The organism is Vibrio sp. 1731 (assembly GCF_033339955.1).
In the GTDB taxonomy this organism is placed as follows: Bacteria; Pseudomonadota; Gammaproteobacteria; order Enterobacterales; family Vibrionaceae; genus Vibrio; species Vibrio alginolyticus.
The window spans coordinates 172,819-189,722 of record NZ_JAWOVO010000007.1 but is presented as its reverse complement, the minus strand read 5'-3'; the positions used below and the strand labels follow the sequence as shown (position 1 = coordinate 189,722).

15 protein-coding genes are annotated in these 16,904 nt (G+C 44.8%); 13 read left to right on the top strand and 2 right to left on the bottom strand.

The genetic code is table 11. The features are described from left to right. Positions 1-628: 628 nt before the first annotated feature. The 9 genes from R7035_RS10540 (at position 629) to luxS (ending at position 11,181) form a co-directional block, all read left to right on the top strand. Complete coding sequence (locus R7035_RS10540) at positions 629-886, top strand: oxaloacetate decarboxylase subunit gamma (RefSeq protein WP_005379932.1); 258 nt, start codon at positions 629-631, stop codon at positions 884-886. A gap of 31 nt (positions 887-917) precedes the next feature. After that, on the top strand, positions 918-2,702 hold the full coding sequence (oadA, locus tag R7035_RS10535) for a sodium-extruding oxaloacetate decarboxylase subunit alpha (protein WP_053349862.1): 1,785 nt from the start codon (positions 918-920) through the stop codon (positions 2,700-2,702). A 9-nt stretch (positions 2,703-2,711) separates the two neighbouring features. Beyond that, positions 2,712-3,842: a sodium ion-translocating decarboxylase subunit beta gene (locus R7035_RS10530; protein WP_005379935.1), complete on the top strand. Its 1,131-nt coding sequence runs from the start codon at positions 2,712-2,714 to the stop codon at positions 3,840-3,842. A gap of 123 nt (positions 3,843-3,965) precedes the next feature. Then, entirely contained in the window at positions 3,966-4,916 is a 951-nt protein-coding gene (locus R7035_RS10525) for an NADP-dependent oxidoreductase (RefSeq protein WP_005385434.1), read from the top strand. Beyond that, positions 4,910-5,371 carry a YqaA family protein gene (locus tag R7035_RS10520; protein ID WP_054865636.1) on the top strand — a complete coding sequence of 154 codons (462 nt, stop codon included), beginning with the start codon at positions 4,910-4,912 and terminating at the stop codon, positions 5,369-5,371. The genes R7035_RS10525 and R7035_RS10520 overlap by 7 nt, the downstream gene beginning before the upstream one ends. 9 nt (positions 5,372-5,380) lie before the next feature. Next, positions 5,381-8,224: a pitrilysin family protein gene (locus R7035_RS10515; RefSeq protein WP_318146121.1), complete on the top strand. Its 2,844-nt coding sequence runs from the start codon at positions 5,381-5,383 to the stop codon at positions 8,222-8,224. A gap of 156 nt (positions 8,225-8,380) precedes the next feature. Beyond that, positions 8,381-9,949 carry a glutamate--cysteine ligase gene (gene gshA, locus R7035_RS10510; protein ID WP_213965568.1) on the top strand — a complete coding sequence of 523 codons (1,569 nt, stop codon included), beginning with the start codon at positions 8,381-8,383 and terminating at the stop codon, positions 9,947-9,949. Between the two features lie 23 nt (positions 9,950-9,972). Next, on the top strand, positions 9,973-10,578 hold the full coding sequence (locus tag R7035_RS10505) for a hypothetical protein (RefSeq protein WP_318146120.1): 606 nt from the start codon (positions 9,973-9,975) through the stop codon (positions 10,576-10,578). Between the two features lie 84 nt (positions 10,579-10,662). Further along, positions 10,663-11,181 carry an S-ribosylhomocysteine lyase gene (gene luxS / locus R7035_RS10500; protein WP_017820391.1) on the top strand — a complete coding sequence of 173 codons (519 nt, stop codon included), beginning with the start codon at positions 10,663-10,665 and terminating at the stop codon, positions 11,179-11,181. Positions 11,182-11,249: 68 nt separating this feature from the next. Here luxS and R7035_RS10495 read toward each other — a convergent pair whose 3' ends face one another. Both R7035_RS10495 and R7035_RS10490 read right to left on the bottom strand, forming a co-directional pair. Next, the gene (locus R7035_RS10495; RefSeq protein ID WP_005379948.1) at positions 11,250-12,530 is read right to left on the bottom strand and encodes an HlyC/CorC family transporter; all 1,281 of its coding nucleotides are present in this window, start codon (positions 12,528-12,530) and stop codon (positions 11,250-11,252) included. A 124-nt stretch (positions 12,531-12,654) separates the two neighbouring features. Beyond that, complete coding sequence (locus R7035_RS10490; protein WP_005379950.1) at positions 12,655-13,449, bottom strand: inner membrane protein YpjD; 795 nt, start codon at positions 13,447-13,449, stop codon at positions 12,655-12,657. Between the two features lie 224 nt (positions 13,450-13,673). On the opposite strand from R7035_RS10490, the gene ffh reads away from it, so the two are divergent. From ffh to trmD, 4 genes are all read left to right on the top strand, one after another. Continuing rightward, complete coding sequence (gene ffh / locus R7035_RS10485) at positions 13,674-15,056, top strand: signal recognition particle protein (RefSeq protein WP_005385423.1); 1,383 nt, start codon at positions 13,674-13,676, stop codon at positions 15,054-15,056. A gap of 209 nt (positions 15,057-15,265) precedes the next feature. After that, entirely contained in the window at positions 15,266-15,514 is a 249-nt protein-coding gene (gene rpsP / locus R7035_RS10480) for a 30S ribosomal protein S16 (RefSeq protein ID WP_005379962.1), read from the top strand. A 29-nt stretch (positions 15,515-15,543) separates the two neighbouring features. Next, positions 15,544-16,092 (top strand): ribosome maturation factor RimM, encoded by a 549-nt coding sequence (gene rimM, locus R7035_RS10475; RefSeq protein WP_005379964.1) that lies wholly within the window; start codon positions 15,544-15,546, stop codon positions 16,090-16,092. Positions 16,093-16,119: 27 nt separating this feature from the next. Then, entirely contained in the window at positions 16,120-16,881 is a 762-nt protein-coding gene (gene trmD / locus R7035_RS10470; RefSeq protein ID WP_005385420.1) for a tRNA (guanosine(37)-N1)-methyltransferase TrmD, read from the top strand. Positions 16,882-16,904: the final 23 nt, after the last annotated feature.

Genomic DNA, 16,904 nt, shown 5'->3' with positions numbered 1-16,904 from the left:
GTCCTTAGCTCAGCTGGATAGAGTACCTGGCTACGAACCAGGCGGTCGGAGGTTCGAATCCTCCAGGACGCGCCACTCATTGAAACAGCCTCGCAATTGCGAGGCTTTTTTGTATCTAGACATCTGAAATATGGCGTAGGATCACTAGAGCCTATGTTCCTCTTTTTTAAAAGCGAATATGTGCGTATCTAAGCAATTTGCTATCAAGCTTCTGTCGCATCGTGTGAAATCATCCTGATTATCCCTCCTATACACTGACTTCCATTTTTCATTTCAATCACTCTCATGTAGTCACTTTGTTTGTTGTTTGTTTATTTATTGTTAATTCTGTTCATCTTTTTGTTTTTGTTGGTTTTTACTGCGTGAGTCCCGATTTGATTTTGAAATCTAAATCGCAGTTTTTATTTATGTCCTCCTTTACTCTGTTCGTAAGGTGATAGCGATTTGAAGTGATTATTTTGTCATGAACTGTGATCTGGGTAGTGAATAAATAATCATTTATCAGGATTACTACAAACCTTCCTTAAACAAAATTGACAAAATTTAACCAATCGAGATAATCCATGGGTCGGGATTTGACACTATTAAAGTCCTGCACGTTGTCAGGATGACAAAGAAAGGAAGCAACATGACTAATATAGGAAGCCTGCTAGTAGATGCGGCCACCCTGATGCTAACGGGGATGGCGGTCGTATTTATTTTCCTCACTATTCTTGTTTATCTCGTTCGGTTAATGTCGAAATTGGTACCAGAAGAAGTACCAGAGCCGATCGCAGCACCAAAAACAAACACTAATATTCAATCAACCTCTTCAGCTGTTAGTCCACAAGTAGTGGCGGCGATCTCGGCTGCGATTCATAAACATCGCGCCTCATTCGCGAAGTAGCCGAACTAGGATTAAAAAGGAGTTTAAGAGCATGTCTAAACCACTAGCTATTACTGATGTGGTCCTTCGTGATGCCCATCAATCACTATTTGCTACGCGTATGCGTATTGAGGATATGCTGCCTATCGCAGCTGAGTTGGATAAGGTTGGTTACTGGTCTCTAGAGACTTGGGGTGGTGCAACATTTGATTCTTGTATTCGATTCTTAGGGGAAGACCCTTGGGAGCGTTTACGTGAACTAAAAAAAGCGATGCCTAATACACCAATGCAAATGCTACTGCGTGGTCAAAACCTTTTAGGATACCGCCATTATGCCGACGACGTAGTAGAGAAGTTTGTTGAACGCGCGCATGCTAACGGCATGGATGTATTCCGTATTTTTGATGCAATGAATGACGTGCGAAACTTCCAGAAAGCCGTTAAAGCAACGGTTGATGTTGGTGCGCATGCTCAAGGTACGTTGTCTTACACAACGAGCCCAGTGCATAACGCAGACACTTGGGTTGACTTGGCAAAACGCCTAGAGGATTTAGGTTGTCATTCGCTGTGTATTAAAGATATGTCTGGCTTACTTAAGCCTTATGAAGCGGAAGAGCTTATCACGCGTATCAAAGCGTCTTGTGATGTGCCATTGGCACTTCATTGTCATGCAACAACGGGGCTGTCTACAGCAACAGCGGTAAAAGCAGTAGAAGCCGGTATTGATATTCTCGATACTGCGATTTCTTCAATGAGTTGTACTTACGGTCATACACCGACTGAAACGGTAGTCGCTATGCTAGAAGGCACCGAGCGAGATACCAATTTGAAACTCGAGCAACTGGAACCTATCGCCGCATATTTCCGTGAGGTACGTAAGAAGTATGCGAAGTGGGAAGGCCAGTTAAAAGGAGTCGATTCACGCATCCTGATTGCTCAAGTGCCTGGTGGTATGTTGACCAATATGGAAGGCCAGTTGAAAGAGCAGGGCGCTGCGGATCGCATTGATGAAGTATTAGAAGAGATCCCTCGTGTACGTGAAGATCTTGGTTTCATTCCATTGGTGACTCCAACTTCACAGATCGTCGGTACGCAAGCGGTGATTAACGTTCTTACTGGCGAGCGCTATAAGAGTATTACCAAGGAAACCGCAGGTCTATTGAAAGGTGAGTACGGTCAAGCGCCAGCCGAGTTAAATGCAGAACTGCAAGCGAAAGTGCTTGATGGTAAAGAGCCAATTACCTGTCGTCCTGCCGATTTACTTGAGCCTGAAATGGAGACGCTTACGGTTGATCTGATGGAGAAAGCGAAATCAGAAGGCATTAAGCTAGCAAGTGAGCGTGTTGATGACGTACTCACTTATGCACTTTTTCCTCAAGTTGGGCTTAAGTTCCTTAAGAATCGTGAAAACCCAGAAGCATTTGAGCCTGCACCAACGCTAGAAGCTGCGAAGCCTGCTGTACCTGTAGCTCAACCGGCAACTGGTGGTGTAGAAACTTATAGTGTACGTGTTGACGGGCAGGTGTATGAGGTGGAAGTTGGCCCTCAAGGTGAACTGACATCTGTTGCTCCTTCTAATGCACCGGCAAAATCGGCTACACCTAGCGCACCTTCTAATGCTTCAGCAGAAGCGGTACCTGCTCCTCTTGCAGGTAACATCTTCAAAGTGAATGTTCAGCCTGGTGCTGAGGTAGCTGAAGGCGATGTATTGCTCATCCTTGAAGCGATGAAAATGGAAACTGAAGTACGAGCGGCGCGTGGTGGTGTGGTTCAAGAGCTGAACGTTAAAGAAGGCGATGCTGTCACAGTAGGTGCGCCTCTGTTGAGCCTGGCGTAAGGGAGTATCATGGACGGATTGTTAACCCTTTGGGCAGAAACAGGGATCGCTAACTTCGAGTTCGGCCAAATCTGTATGATGCTGGTTGGTTGTACTTTGCTGTTTTTGGCAATTAAAAAAGGATTTGAACCTTTACTGTTATTGCCGATTGGTTTCGGTGCTATTTTGGCGAATATTCCAAATGCTGGCTTTACTGAGCCTGGTGGCTTGCTCTACTACGTTTACTACATTGGGATTGAATCGGGTGTGTTCCCGCTATTGATCTTCATGGGTGTGGGCGCGATGACTGACTTTGGTGCTTTGATCGCAAACCCAAAAACGTTGTGGTTAGGTGCGGCTGCGCAGTTTGGTATTTTTGCAACACTGTTTGGCGCTATTTTGCTCAACTATGTACCTGGCATGGAGTTCTCCATGGCAGATGCTTCGTCTATCGCGATCATCGGTGGTGCTGATGGGCCAACAGCGATTTTCTTAGCGAGTAAGCTCTCTCCAGATCTGCTAGGTGCGATTGCAGTCGCGGCATACAGCTATATGGCATTGGTGCCGATCATCCAGCCACCAATCATGAAAGCACTGACAACCAAGGAAGAGCGTCAAATCAAGATGGCTCAGCTTCGTCATGTTGGTAAATGGGAGAAAGTCATCTTCCCGCTTGCTGTATTACTGATGACGATTCTGTTCTTACCTTCAGCTACGCCATTGGTTGGTATGTTCTGTTTGGGTAACTTGATGCGTGAAGCTGGTGTGGTCGATCGTTTATCGAAAACTGCTCAAAATGAATTGATCAACATAGTGACTATCTTTTTAGGTCTTGGTGTTGGTTCTAAGCTGCAAGCTGAGCAGTTCTTGAACCTAGAAACGTTAGGTATCTTGGGGTTAGGCGCAGTTGCATTTAGTATCGGTACTGGTGCGGGCGTCCTGATGGCGAAACTGCTTAACAAGTTCTCGAAAGAAGACATCAACCCACTTATTGGTGCGGCTGGCGTTTCTGCGGTACCAATGGCCGCGCGAGTCGTAAACAAAGTTGGTTTACAAGCTAACCCGCAAAACTTTTTGTTAATGCATGCGATGGGACCAAACGTTGCTGGTGTGCTGGGTTCAGCCGTTGCGGCTGGTATATTGTTAGCACTTGTTGGTTAGACATTATTGAAAATGGAATGATCAACCAATTTACAAAATCACGATTAACTTAGGTTAACAAAATGGTTTATAGTCAAAGGGATGCTTTCGCATCCCTTTTTGTTTTCTTGCAGGGAATGGTTTATGGAACACAAACAGATCGTTATCACTGAGTTTGGTGATGCCAACGTACTCGCGATTCAACATGCTTCTACACCATCACCACAGCCTGGTGAAGTCTTAGTAAAAGTCGCTTTTTCAGGCGTAAATCCTATTGATGTCAAAACTCGAGCTGGGCTCGGTTGGGCGGCAGCGCAGAATAAGGATAATTTACCTTGGGTGCCAGGTTACGACATCTCAGGAAAAGTGATGTCTTGTGGAGAGGGGGCATCACGTTTTAATGAAGGTGATGAGGTGGCTGGATTTATTGGTTTCCCAGTTCGAGGCGGTGGTTACAGCCAATACATATGTGTTCCAGAAACAGAGTTAAGTCATGTTCCTAGCTCTGTCACTTTGGAGGCAGCTGCTGCATTACCGTTGGCGGGACAAACTGCGGCACAAGCTCTCAGTAAGGCTAATGTGACTGAAAACGATCGCGTACTTATCCTTGCTGGAGCCGGTGGTGTTGGACACCTCGCGGTACAAATTGCGATCGCGACGAAAGCGGAAGTATTTACCACCTGCAGTGAACGAAATCTAGACTACCTTGCGACGCTCGGTGCTCATGCAGTGAACTATCAATTTGCACCAGTGTCAGAACGTGTTGAAGATGTTGATGTTTTGATTGATTTAGTAGGCGGAGATGCTGCGTTAGATGCGCTTAAATGCCTGAAAGACAATGCGAGAGTCATCACCGTTCCAACCATCACAGCTGAGCTGATTTGTGAAAAAGCCAAACTCCTAGGCTTTGAGGCTAGTGGCATGTTGGTTGAACCAGACCCTGCGCAGTTAGATACCTTGTTGTACATGGTCGGCGTTGGCTTACTGAAGACTGAAATTCAACAGGTTTATCCTATGAGTGATGTCATTGGTGCTCACCAGCAGGTCGAATCAGGAAGAACCAGAGGCAAGGTGTTGCTTGATATGACATGCTAGAAGCATTTAACACGAGTTTTGAAAGTTTAGCGCTTTGGTTTTCAGATTCAGCATTATGGGTGCTTTTCATGACCGGTTTTCTCAGTGCCACGTTGTTGCCTGGTGGTTCTGAGGCGGGCTTAGTTGCCACTCTCTCATTAAATCAATACTCCGTTTCTTCAATTGTTATGGTCGCTACTATCGGTAATACGCTTGGTGGCTTAACAAATTATTGGCTTGGCTTGTGGATTCCCAACAAAGCACAAGAGGAAAAGCACGGTCATACCGCATTAAAGTGGCTCTCTAAGTATGGCTATTGGGGATTATTTTTTAGCTGGTTACCTGTAATAGGAGACCCGCTGTGTTTAGCCGCAGGGTGGCTGAGAATGAAGCTTCTGCCTTGCGTGATTTTAATATTTTTAGGAAAGGCTGCTAGGTATAGCTTGCTTGCGGCCATCTATCTCGGATTATTTTAAGGAAAGTACATGAAGATGTTTTGGGTTGGCGCGTGCTCACTGTTAGTGATCACGGGCTGTGCATCAAATACGCCAGTTTCATCACTGCCGAAAGGGGTAACTTTCGTTGAGTCATCGAAAGCTGAAGAAGGCAAAGTTAAGATTCCATACCAAAAGTATAAACTCGATAATGGTTTAACGGTGATCTTAGCTCCTGAAGATTCTGACCCATTGGTCCATGTGGATGTGACTTACCATGTTGGTTCAGCTCGTGAAGAAGTGGGTAAGTCTGGTTTTGCGCATTTCTTTGAGCACATGATGTTCCAAGGTTCAGAGAACGTTGGTGACCAAGAGCACTTCAAAATCATCACGGAGGCTGGCGGCACATTAAATGGTACTACAAACCGCGATCGTACTAACTACTTTGAAACTGTCCCTGCTAACCAGCTCGAGAAAATGCTGTGGTTAGAGTCTGACCGTATGGGCTTTTTGTTGGATGCGGTTTCTCAACGCAAATTTGAAATTCAGCGTTCTACTGTAAAAAATGAGCGAGCTCAGCGTTACGATAATCGTCCTTATGGCTTAATTTGGGAGCGCATGTCTGAAGCGCTATATCCTGAAGGTCATCCGTATTCGTGGCAAACCATTGGTTATGTTGAAGATCTTGATCGTGTTGATGTGAACGACCTCAAAGCGTTTTTCTTGCGTTGGTATGGCCCAAACAATGCGACTATCACGATCGGTGGTGACTTAGACGTTGAACAAACTCTAGAGTGGGTAAATAAGTACTTCGGTTCGATTCCCCGTGGTCCTGAGGTTGAAAATGCGCCGAAACAACCTGCAAAACTGCAAGAAGACAAATACATCACGCTAGAAGATCGTATTCAACAACCTATGGTGATGATCGCGTGGCCAACAACCTACAACGGCGAAGAAAGCCAAGCGTCTCTCGACACGTTATCAGAAGTATTGGGTGGCGGTACCAACAGCGTGCTCTATCAAGACCTAGTGAAGACTCAAAAAGCGGTCGATGCTGGTTCATTCCATGACTGTGCTGAACTGGCGTGTAACTTTTACGTTTACGCAATGGGCGATTCTGGAGACAAAGGCGACCTATCAAAACTGTACGACGAGCTTTTACAATCACTGAATCAGTTTGCGGAAAAAGGCGTGACAGAAGATCGCCTTGAGCAGTTGAAGGGTAAAGCGGAAGCGGATGCTATTTTTGCGCTAGAAAGCGTTAAAGGTAAAGTGACTCAGTTGGCTTCCAACGAGACATTTTTCGGCGATCCTGATCGTCTTGAGCAACAGCTTGAACAAATCCGTGCAGTTACGCCGACTTCGGTAGAAAAAGCGTATACGGACTTTATCCAAGGTAAGAACAAAGTGACCCTAAGCGTGGTCCCAAAAGGAAAAACAGACCTTGTCGTAAAACCTGCGACCTTTGTGACGCCAAAGCGTACGCTGCCAGAATATGAGAAGATTTCCGATGACCAATTGGCGTATCGTCGTGCGACCGATAACTTCGATCGCTCAGTGCAACCGCCAGTAGGAGAACCAGTGAAAGCGACGATGCCAGAGCTGTACGAGTTACATTTCAAGAATGGCTCAGAGCTGCTTGGTGCAGTTAGCGATGAAACGCCGACGGTGATGATGCAATTTAGTCTACCTGCCGGGACACGTTTTGTTGAAAAGGGTAAAGAAGGTCTTGCCCAATTGACCGCTGCGATGTTGCAAGAAGGTACAACGAAACGCAGTGTCGAAGAGATTCAAGCTGAGCTTGATAAACTGGGTAGTGTTATCTCTGTTAATGCCACAGGTTATACAACAAACATCAGTGTTTCTGCTCTAGAAAAGAACTTAGAGCCGACGTTAAAAATTGTCGAAGAGATGTTGCTGTCTCCTGCATTTAATCAAGATGATTTCGAGCGTGTAAAAATGCAAGCGCTAGAAGGCCTGGTATATGAGCACCAAAATCCAAGTTGGATGGCGTCACAAGCGAGTCGCCAGGTGCTCTATGGGGATTCGGTTTTTGCTCGACCAAAAGACGGCACGCAAGCAGGTGTCAGTGCATTAACGTTGGATGATGTCCGTGAATTCTACTCGAAGCATTACACGCCACAAAGTGCGCAAATCGTCGTTGTTGGTGACATCAATAAACAGGAAATTGAGCAGCAACTGACGTTCTGGAAAAACTGGCAAGATGAAGCTGCGCCATTGTATGCACCGCAAAGCATTGCTGTATTAGGTGAGCAAAAGATCCATCTTGTTGATAAACCAGGAGCGCCGCAAAGTGTGGTCATGATGGTTCGTCAAGGTATGCCTTACGACGCAACGGGCGATTTTTACCTAAGCCAACTGGCAAACTTCAACTTAGCTGGGAACTTCAATAGCCGCATTAACCAAAATCTACGTGAAGACAAGGGTTACACATACGGTGCTTACGGCTACTTCTCTGGTAATCCAGAAACAGGCTCGGTGGTTTTCACCGCGCAAGTACGAGCGGATGCAACGGTTGCTTCGATCATTGAGATGGAAAATGAGCTAAATGAATACTCGCAGTCAGGTATTACTGATGAAGAGATGAAATTTATGCGTCAAGCGGTCGGTCAAAAAGATGCACTGAAATATGAAACGCCAACACAAAAAGCGGAGCTCATCAGTGATATTCTTAAGTACAACCTCGATCATGATTACTTGCAGCAAAGAAACGCTATCGTAGAAAAAGTCGATAAGCAGACGTTGAATGCGCTGGCTCAGAAATGGTTTGATCCAAATGACTATCAAATTATCGTCGTTGGTGATGCTAAATCGTTGCGTCCTCAATTAGAAAAGTTGGGGAAAGACGTAGAAGAGCTTGAAATCATTCGATAGAGTACACATTTAATAGCGGAGAAACGTTTCTCCGCTATTCATCTAGATAAGCAACTTTTCGTGGGTTATTTATCTAGATGCATTAACTATCAATAACTTAGCTTACACTTGTGTTATGTAACAAGTGTCCTGCTCCCAATATAAGCGAACCTCATTTTGACTGATTTTGCTGCGCGACTAAAAAAAGTTGCATCAAACCCCGAAGTATTTAAGCAGTTTGGACGCGGTGTTGAGCGAGAAACTTTGCGCTATCGTCAGGATGGACATCTAGCTACAACTCCTCATCCTGAAGGGTTAGGCTCTGCGTTCACAAATCAATGGATCACAACGGATTTTTCGGAATCATTGTTAGAGTTCATTACGCCTGTGTCACATGAAATTCCAGAACTGATGGCACAGCTGAAAGATATCCATCATTTCACTCAAACCCAAATGGGTGAAGAGAAAATGTGGCCACTATCAATGCCTTGCTACGTGGGCTCAGAGGATGATATTCAGTTAGCCCAGTATGGCTCTTCGAATGCAGCGAAAATGAAAACGCTGTACCGAGAAGGCCTAAAGCGTCGCTATGGCAGCCTGATGCAAATTATTTCAGGTGTCCATTTTAACTTCTCGTTTCCTGAAACATTTTGGGATGCGCTCTATGGCGAGCAAGATGAACAAGCCCGCCAAGATGCTAAGTCTGATGCGTACTTTGCGTTGATCCGTAATTACTACCGCTTTGGCTGGATGATTCCCTACTTCTTTGGTGCATCACCAGCGTTATGTGGCTCTTTTATTCAAGGTCGTGAAACCGATCTGCCATTCGAGAAGATTGGCGGGACATTATATTTGCCGAAGTCGACGTCTTTGCGTTTGAGCGATCTTGGCTATACCAATAGTGCGCAAAGTGTGCTGAAAATTGGTTTTAACAGCATTGACCAATACCTCGATGGTTTGAGTGATGCGATTCGCCACCCATCAGAAGAGTTTGCGAAAATTGGGGTAAAAGTGGATGGTGAATACCGCCAGCTTAATTCCAATATCTTACAAATTGAGAATGAACTGTACGCTCCGATTCGTCCAAAACGTGTATCGAAAAGTGGTGAGAAGCCTTCAGATGCGTTACGACGCGGTGGTGTCGAATACATTGAAGTTCGTTCTCTAGATGTTAACCCATTCAGCGCAGTGGGCTTAAATGAAGAGCAAGTACGATTCTTGGATCTCTTCCTTACCTGGGCGGCCTTGTCAGACTCAGACCCTATGGATAACTGTGAATTAGAGTGTTGGCGCGATAACTGGAATAAAGTCATTGTTTCAGGCCGTGAAAAAGGTCTAATGCTGCAAATTGGTTGCCAAGGTGAGCGTCTATCTCTACAAGATTGGGCACACCGAGTTTTCGTCGAGTTACGTCAAATAGCACAGCAAATGGATATGACCGCTGGTGGCAGTGCATACCAAGATGTGTGTAATCAACTCGAGACATGGATTGATAACCCAGAACTAACGATCTCTGGTCAACTATTAGAGCTAACGAAAGAGCTGGGTGGGCTAGGTAAAGTCGGTTGTACTCTTGGTATGAAGTACCGTGATGAAAACCTAGCTCACGGTTATCAGTACTATTCACAAGATACGATGGAAACGGAAGTTGCGTCGTCCGTGGAAAAACAAAAGCAAGCAGAGCAGAGTGACATGCTTTCTTTTGATGATTTTTTGGAAGATTACTTTGCTTACCTGAAGCAGTAATGACTAACTAAGGATTGGTGGGGTTGAACATTAAGTCGTTAGTAGTAGCGGTACTTGGAAGCGTGTTACTTGCAGGTTGTGCTACGGCACCGCCAAAGCAGCAGAATAACTTATGCGAGATATTCCGAGAGAAATCCGGTTGGTACGATGATGCCAAAGATATGGAAGATGAATGGGGTACCCCTATTCATGTCGCTATGGCCATCATTAAACAAGAAAGCAGCTTTCGGCACGATGCAAAACCACCTAAAGATTATTTGCTAGGGTTTATTCCTTGGGGACGAGTCAGCAGTGCGTATGGTTATGCTCAAGCTCAAGACCCTGCTTGGGAAGACTTCCAAGATGCGACAGGTCAGGGTGGCTCTCGTACCAACTTCAATGATTCTATGATGTTTGTCGGTTGGTACACTCATGAAACACGGCGTCAGCTAGGGATTTCATTATGGGATCCCTATAACCAGTATCTGGCTTATCATGAAGGGCGAGGTGGATATAAGCGAGGCACTTATAATCGAAAACCTAGTTTAATCAAAGTCGCTCGACGTGTTGAACAAACAGCGAAAACTTATGGCTGGCAGCTGAAGCAATGTCGTCAGAAATTAGAAGACAACAGCAGCTGGTTCTTTTAGCCCACAGTCTGTTCATGTGCTGTAGGGATGAATGACATTTATCCATTACCGAAAGGTACTGGAGTTACAATCAGGAGAGATGTAATGCCTTTACTCGATAGTTTTACCGTGGACCACACTCGTATGAATGCACCGGCAGTGCGAGTGGCGAAAACCATGCAGACCCCAAAAGGGGATACGATTACTGTTTTCGACTTACGCTTTACTGCGCCAAACAAAGACATTCTTTCTGAAAAAGGTATTCACACCCTAGAGCACCTTTATGCAGGCTTTATGCGTAATCACCTAAACGGTGATTCTGTTGAGATCATCGATATTTCGCCTATGGGTTGCCGCACAGGTTTTTACATGAGTCTGATTGGCACACCATCAGAGCAGCAAGTCGCAGATGCTTGGATTGCAGCAATGGAAGACGTGCTGAAGGTAGAAAGTCAGAATAAGATCCCTGAACTTAACGAATACCAATGCGGCACGGCAGCAATGCACTCTTTAAAAGAAGCACAACAGATCGCAAAGAACATTTTGGATGCTGGTGTTTCGGTGAACAAAAATGATGAACTTGCTTTGCCTGAGTCGATGTTAAAAGAGTTGCGCATCGACTAGGTGCTCATTAAGAAGCATATTGCCCCAATAAGTAAAAAAGCCTGACATGAGTCAGGCTTTTCTTTTGGTTATTTGGATGTCGATTTTTTCTTCTTCGGATAAACACGAACGAGCTTGATTCGGTTCTCTTCAATCTCAACAAGTTCCATTGGGTGACCCGCTACTCTCACGCTTAAATGGCTCTCTGGAATATCTTCCAGGTGCTCCAAAATAAGACCGTTTAACGTTCTTGGGCCATCCGTTGGTAAATCCCATTTCAGGCCTTTGTTAATATCTCGAATATTGGTGCTGCCTTCAATAAGAAAGCTTCCGTCACCTTGAGGACTGATTTCATCAGAGAGGCTTGGAGAAATTGACGTCGTGAACTCACCAATGATCTCTTCCAGAATATCTTCAAGAGTGATTAGACCGATGATATCACCGTACTCATCCACGATCAGACCGATACGTTGCTTGTTGCGTTGGAATTTCAACATTTGCACGTTCAGTGGTGTGCCTTCTGGGATGTAATAGACCTCATCAGCAGCACGTAATAGCGTTTCTTTGTTGAATTCGTTCTTTTCCAACATCAGACGATAAGCTTCACGCAAGCGCAGCATGCCAACCACTTCATCAATTTGGTCACGATAGAAAACTATGCGTCCATGTGGTGAGTGTGTTAGCTGGCGAACAATGGATTTCCAGTCGTCGTTAATATCAATACCGGTAATTTCATTGCGTGGGACCATAATGTCGTTCACGGTGACGTGCTCAAGATCCAAAATAGACACTAGCATGTCTTGGTGTCGGCGAGGGATCAAACCGCCAGCTTCATTTACCACCGTACGCAGCTCATCGGAGCTAAGATGATCTTCTGCTGAGTGATCCGCTCTCACGCCAAGTAAGCGGATAAAGCCATTCGTAATAAAGTTAACAAGCATCACTAAAGGCGACAGTAACTTCATCAGTATGGTCAATAATATACTGCTCGCGTAGGACACACGTTCAGGGTAAAGCGCTGCAATTGTTTTAGGGGTAACCTCGGCAAAAACCAATACAACCATAGTTAGTGCACCGGTTGCGATAGCGACACCTAAATCACCATACAAACGCATACCAATAATGGTCGCGATAGCAGACGCGAGAATATTAACGAGGTTGTTGCCGATAAGAATAAGACCAATCAAACGATCTGGACGGTCTAATAGTCTTTCGACTCGCTTAGCACCTTTATGCCCGTTTTTGGCTAAGTGTTTTAAGCGATAACGATTCAGAGACATCATCCCTGTTTCTGAACCGGAAAAGTAACCTGATATGACGATAAGACACGCGAGTAGCGCAAACAAGATACCCGTAGAGATGTCGTCCAAAACGTTGCTGTTCCTTGTAAGTATTGGGTTATATAACGGTTGAGTAAGTCCGTTAAGTCAAAGAGTTAAGGCGTACTGTATTTTATCTAGCCTAAAATATAAAGGATAGGAGCCCTAGAGCTCCTTAATTCAAGATGATTTCTTTTACAAAGCGACTGCCAAAATATGCCAGAGTTAACAGTGTTGCTCCTGCAACAGCGAACCATGTGACTTTTCTACCACGCCAGCCTTTTTGATAGTGACCCCAAAGCAGTATTGAGTACACCACCCAAGCGATGAAAGAAAGAATGCCCTTATGTGCCTTACCTTGGGCAAACATATCCTGCACAAAGACAAAGCCAGTAATGAGCGTGGCAGTTAACAATAAGTTACCGATCAAAATAATTTTGAAGAGTTGACGCTCCACCATTAATAGAGGCGGCAGGTTTGGGTTAATCGCCAAAGATTTTTTTGCTTTCAGTTTGTGATCCAGCCAAGCCAACTGAAGCGCATAGAGTGCCCCGATAGTTAAAGTCGCGTATGAGAAGAGCGCAAATGAAATATGAATGAGTAGCTTAGGGTCATTCTCTAGGTGCTTTATAAACGTGCTTGGCAAAAATGTGGCAGCAGATAAATTGATGGCAGCAAAGCTATAAACGACAGGCAATAAAAACCACAGTCGGTTTTTCAACATAGCAAGGCTCATGACCAGAGAAATAATAAAACTGATCAAAGAAGCCACGTTGAGAATACTCAGGTTTTGACCTGAACCATCAAAAATCAGATCACTCAAAATCCACGCATGAAAAACAAGCGCACAGGCAGCACTAGCAAACACTGTTTTTGCTTTGATTCCTGACTGTTGTGAGAGTCCGGGTATGATGGTCGCAATCGCCAAAACATAAAGTATGGCGGCCGCGATGGCTATTAAGCTATCCATGAATCCTAAATATTATTGTGCACGATGGAGAAATTATACCTTGCATTACACTTTGGGGCTACGTTATATCCGACATCAATCGTGAGAGATGAGATATTGAAATTAATAAGTTACCGCACCATATATAAATAGAGACAAGAATAGGACAGCGGTACGGGTATGACTCAGACCTTGGCTAATGTATACTCACACTAATTAATCGCCATTTTAGCGAAGAGACAAAGATGTTTGAGAATTTAACGGATCGATTATCCAAAACGCTGAAAAATATCAGTGGTAAAGGTCGTCTGACCGAAGACAACATTAAAGAAACCCTACGTGAAGTCCGAATGGCTCTACTTGAAGCTGACGTTGCGCTTCCGGTCGTTCGTGAATTTGTGAACCGCGTTAAAGAAAAAGCGGTGGGCGTAGAAGTTTCTAAATCTCTGACTCCAGGTCAGGAATTTATCAAGATCGTTCAAACAGAACTTGAAGCCGTAATGGGTGAGTCGAATGAGGCGCTAAACCTTGCCGCTCAACCACCTGCTGTGCTTCTTATGGCAGGTCTACAAGGTGCGGGTAAAACCACATCGGTAGGTAAGTTATCTAAGCTTCTAAAAGAACGTGACAAGAAGAAAGTTTTGGTTGTGTCTGCCGACGTTTACCGTCCTGCGGCAATCAAGCAGCTTGAAACGCTGGCATCAGACATCGGTGTTGACTTCTTCCCATCATCACCAGACCAAAAGCCTATTGATATCGCCAATGCAGCGATTGACCATGCGAAGAAAAAATTCTACGACGTACTTATTGTCGATACCGCAGGTCGTTTGGCTATTGATGAAGAGATGATGGGGGAGATCAAAGATCTTCACGCAGCTATCAACCCAGTAGAAACGCTATTTGTTGTTGACGCAATGACGGGTCAAGACGCAGCAAATACAGCAAAAGCCTTTGGCGATGCGCTACCTCTTACCGGTGTAGTTCTAACTAAGGTTGATGGTGATGCTCGTGGTGGTGCGGCACTTTCAGTACGCCATGTCACGGGCAAGCCAATCAAATTCTTGGGTGTCGGTGAAAAAACTGACGCGCTAGAACCGTTCCACCCAGATCGTGTTGCTTCACGTATTCTTGGCATGGGTGACGTTCTGTCTTTAATTGAAGACCTACAACGCAACGTTGACCAAGAAAAGGCAGAAAAGTTAGCGAAGAAGTTCAAAGAGAAGAAAGGTTTCGACCTTGAAGATTTCCGTGAACAGCTAGGCCAGATGCAAAACATGGGCGGCATGATGGGGATGATGGATAAGCTTCCAGGAATGTCCCAGCTACCAGACAATGTGAAAGACAAAGTCGATGACAAGATGTTCAAACAGATGGAAGCGATCATCAGCTCCATGACAATGAAAGAACGTCAACGCCCAGAAATTATCAAGGGCTCGCGCAAGAAGCGTATCGCGGCTGGTTCTGGTGTGCAGGTTCAAGATGTAAACCGCTTACTAAAACAGTTCACCCAAATGCAGAAAATGATGAAAAAGATGCAAAAAGGTGGCATGAAAGGCATGATGCGCAACATGCAAGGCATGATGGGCGGCATGGGTGGTGGCGGTGGCTTCAACCCATTTGGTCGTTAATTAATCGATCACGCATAGATTCAGGGTGTTAGGTACGTCACAAACTTTAAATTCAATTTATGTTGGTGAAAAAGTAACTAAACTCCTTGCATTGCTCCGGGAGAAGAGTAAAATTCCGGAGCTTTATTTTGGCACGAGACCCCAAACTGTTTAATTTCTTGAATGGTTTTTGGGGTTAATTTTATTTTTGAGAAAGCAAAGAGGACGACATGGTAACCATTCGTTTGGCACGTCACGGCGCTAAAAAGCGTCCATTTTATCAAATCGTAGTAGCGGACAGCCGCAACGCTGCAACTGGCCGTTTCATCGAGAAAGTTGGTTTCTTCAACCCAACTGCTAAAGGTCAAGAAGAAGGTCTACGTCTAGACCTAGACCGCGTTAACCACTGGGTTGGTCAAGGCGCGTCAGTATCTGACCGTGTTGCTAAGCTAGTTAAAGACGCTCAAAAAGCGGCTTAATTTTTTACTTGAAAAGTAGAAACTAGTTTATGTCGATGAAAGGTAAAGAAACAATGAGCAACGAAAAGATTGTTGTAGGCAAGTTTGGTGCTACTTACGGCATTCGTGGTTGGCTTAAGGTTTTTTCCTACACAGACAATGCTGAAAGCATTTTCGATTACAGCCCTTGGTACATTAACCAAAAGGGCAAGTGGGTTGAGTACAAAGTAGAAAGCTGGAAGCGCCATAACAAAGGTATGGTGGCTAAGCTGGAAGGCATGGATGTTCGTGAAGACGCGCATCTAATGACGAACTTTGAAATTGCTATTGACCCTGCGGTACTTCCTGAATTGTCAGAAGATGAATTCTACTGGCGCGAATTGTTTGGGATGCAAGTTGTAACTACTAAAGGTTACGATCTAGGTGTCGTTACTGACATGCTAGAAACTGGCTCAAACGATGTTCTGGTTGTTAAAGCAAATCTTAAAGATGCTTTCGGGCAGAAGGAACGATTAATCCCGTTCCTTGAAGAGCAAGTGATCATTAATGTTGATCGCGAAGCTCAACGGATCGAAGTTGACTGGGATCCTGGATTCTAATCTCCAAAATTACAGAGCGAGATAAACATGTGGGTTGGCGTTATTAGCCTTTTTCCAGAAATGTTCCGTTCTGTTACTGATTTTGGAGTAACAGGTCAAGCGGTTAAAAAAGGTCTTTTGTCGATTGAGACTTGGAATCCTAGAGATTTCACTCACGACAAACATCGCACAGTCGATGACCGACCTTACGGTGGTGGCCCTGGTATGTTAATGATGGTTCAGCCTTTGCGCGATGCCATTCATACTGCGAAAGCAGCCTCACCGGGCAAGACGAAAGTCATCTACCTTTCTCCTCAAGGTCGCAAGCTCGACCAGAAAGGAGTGGAAGAACTGGCAACGAATGAGAACTTGCTTCTGATTTGTGGTCGTTATGAAGGGGTAGATGAGCGCATCATTCAATCTGAAGTCGACGAAGAATGGTCGATTGGTGATTTTGTGATGACGGGTGGTGAGATACCAGCCATGACGTTAATCGACTCTGTCTCTCGGTTTGTTCCGGGTGTACTAGGGGATTTCGCGTCAGCAGAAGAAGACTCTTTTGCAAATGGCTTGTTAGATTGCCCTCACTATACGCGTCCAGAAGTATTGGATGACAAAGAGGTACCAGCGGTACTGATGTCAGGCAATCACAAGGACATTCGTCAATGGCGACTCAAGCAGTCGTTGGGCCGTACTTGGCTAAGAAGACCAGAGCTCCTGGAAAACCTAGCTCTGACTGACGAACAGGAACAATTACTTGCTGAGTTTGTTAATGAGCATAAAGCCATTAAAGAACATAACGCAAAGTAACCTAATTTATTTAGTATCAGTTT

Coding starts and splice junctions, on each gene's coding strand:
- R7035_RS10540 (WP_005379932.1), top strand. CDS start 629: ATGACTAATATAGGAAGCCTGCTAGTAGATGCGGCCACCCTGATGCTA.
- oadA (WP_053349862.1), top strand. CDS start 918: ATGTCTAAACCACTAGCTATTACTGATGTGGTCCTTCGTGATGCCCAT.
- R7035_RS10530 (WP_005379935.1), top strand. CDS start 2,712: ATGGACGGATTGTTAACCCTTTGGGCAGAAACAGGGATCGCTAACTTC.
- R7035_RS10525 (WP_005385434.1), top strand. CDS start 3,966: ATGGAACACAAACAGATCGTTATCACTGAGTTTGGTGATGCCAACGTA.
- R7035_RS10520 (WP_054865636.1), top strand. CDS start 4,910: ATGCTAGAAGCATTTAACACGAGTTTTGAAAGTTTAGCGCTTTGGTTT.
- R7035_RS10515 (WP_318146121.1), top strand. CDS start 5,381: ATGAAGATGTTTTGGGTTGGCGCGTGCTCACTGTTAGTGATCACGGGC.
- luxS (WP_017820391.1), top strand. CDS start 10,663: ATGCCTTTACTCGATAGTTTTACCGTGGACCACACTCGTATGAATGCA.
- R7035_RS10490 (WP_005379950.1), bottom strand. CDS start 13,449: ATGGATAGCTTAATAGCCATCGCGGCCGCCATACTTTATGTTTTGGCG.
- ffh (WP_005385423.1), top strand. CDS start 13,674: ATGTTTGAGAATTTAACGGATCGATTATCCAAAACGCTGAAAAATATC.
- rpsP (WP_005379962.1), top strand. CDS start 15,266: ATGGTAACCATTCGTTTGGCACGTCACGGCGCTAAAAAGCGTCCATTT.
- rimM (WP_005379964.1), top strand. CDS start 15,544: ATGTCGATGAAAGGTAAAGAAACAATGAGCAACGAAAAGATTGTTGTA.
- trmD (WP_005385420.1), top strand. CDS start 16,120: ATGTGGGTTGGCGTTATTAGCCTTTTTCCAGAAATGTTCCGTTCTGTT.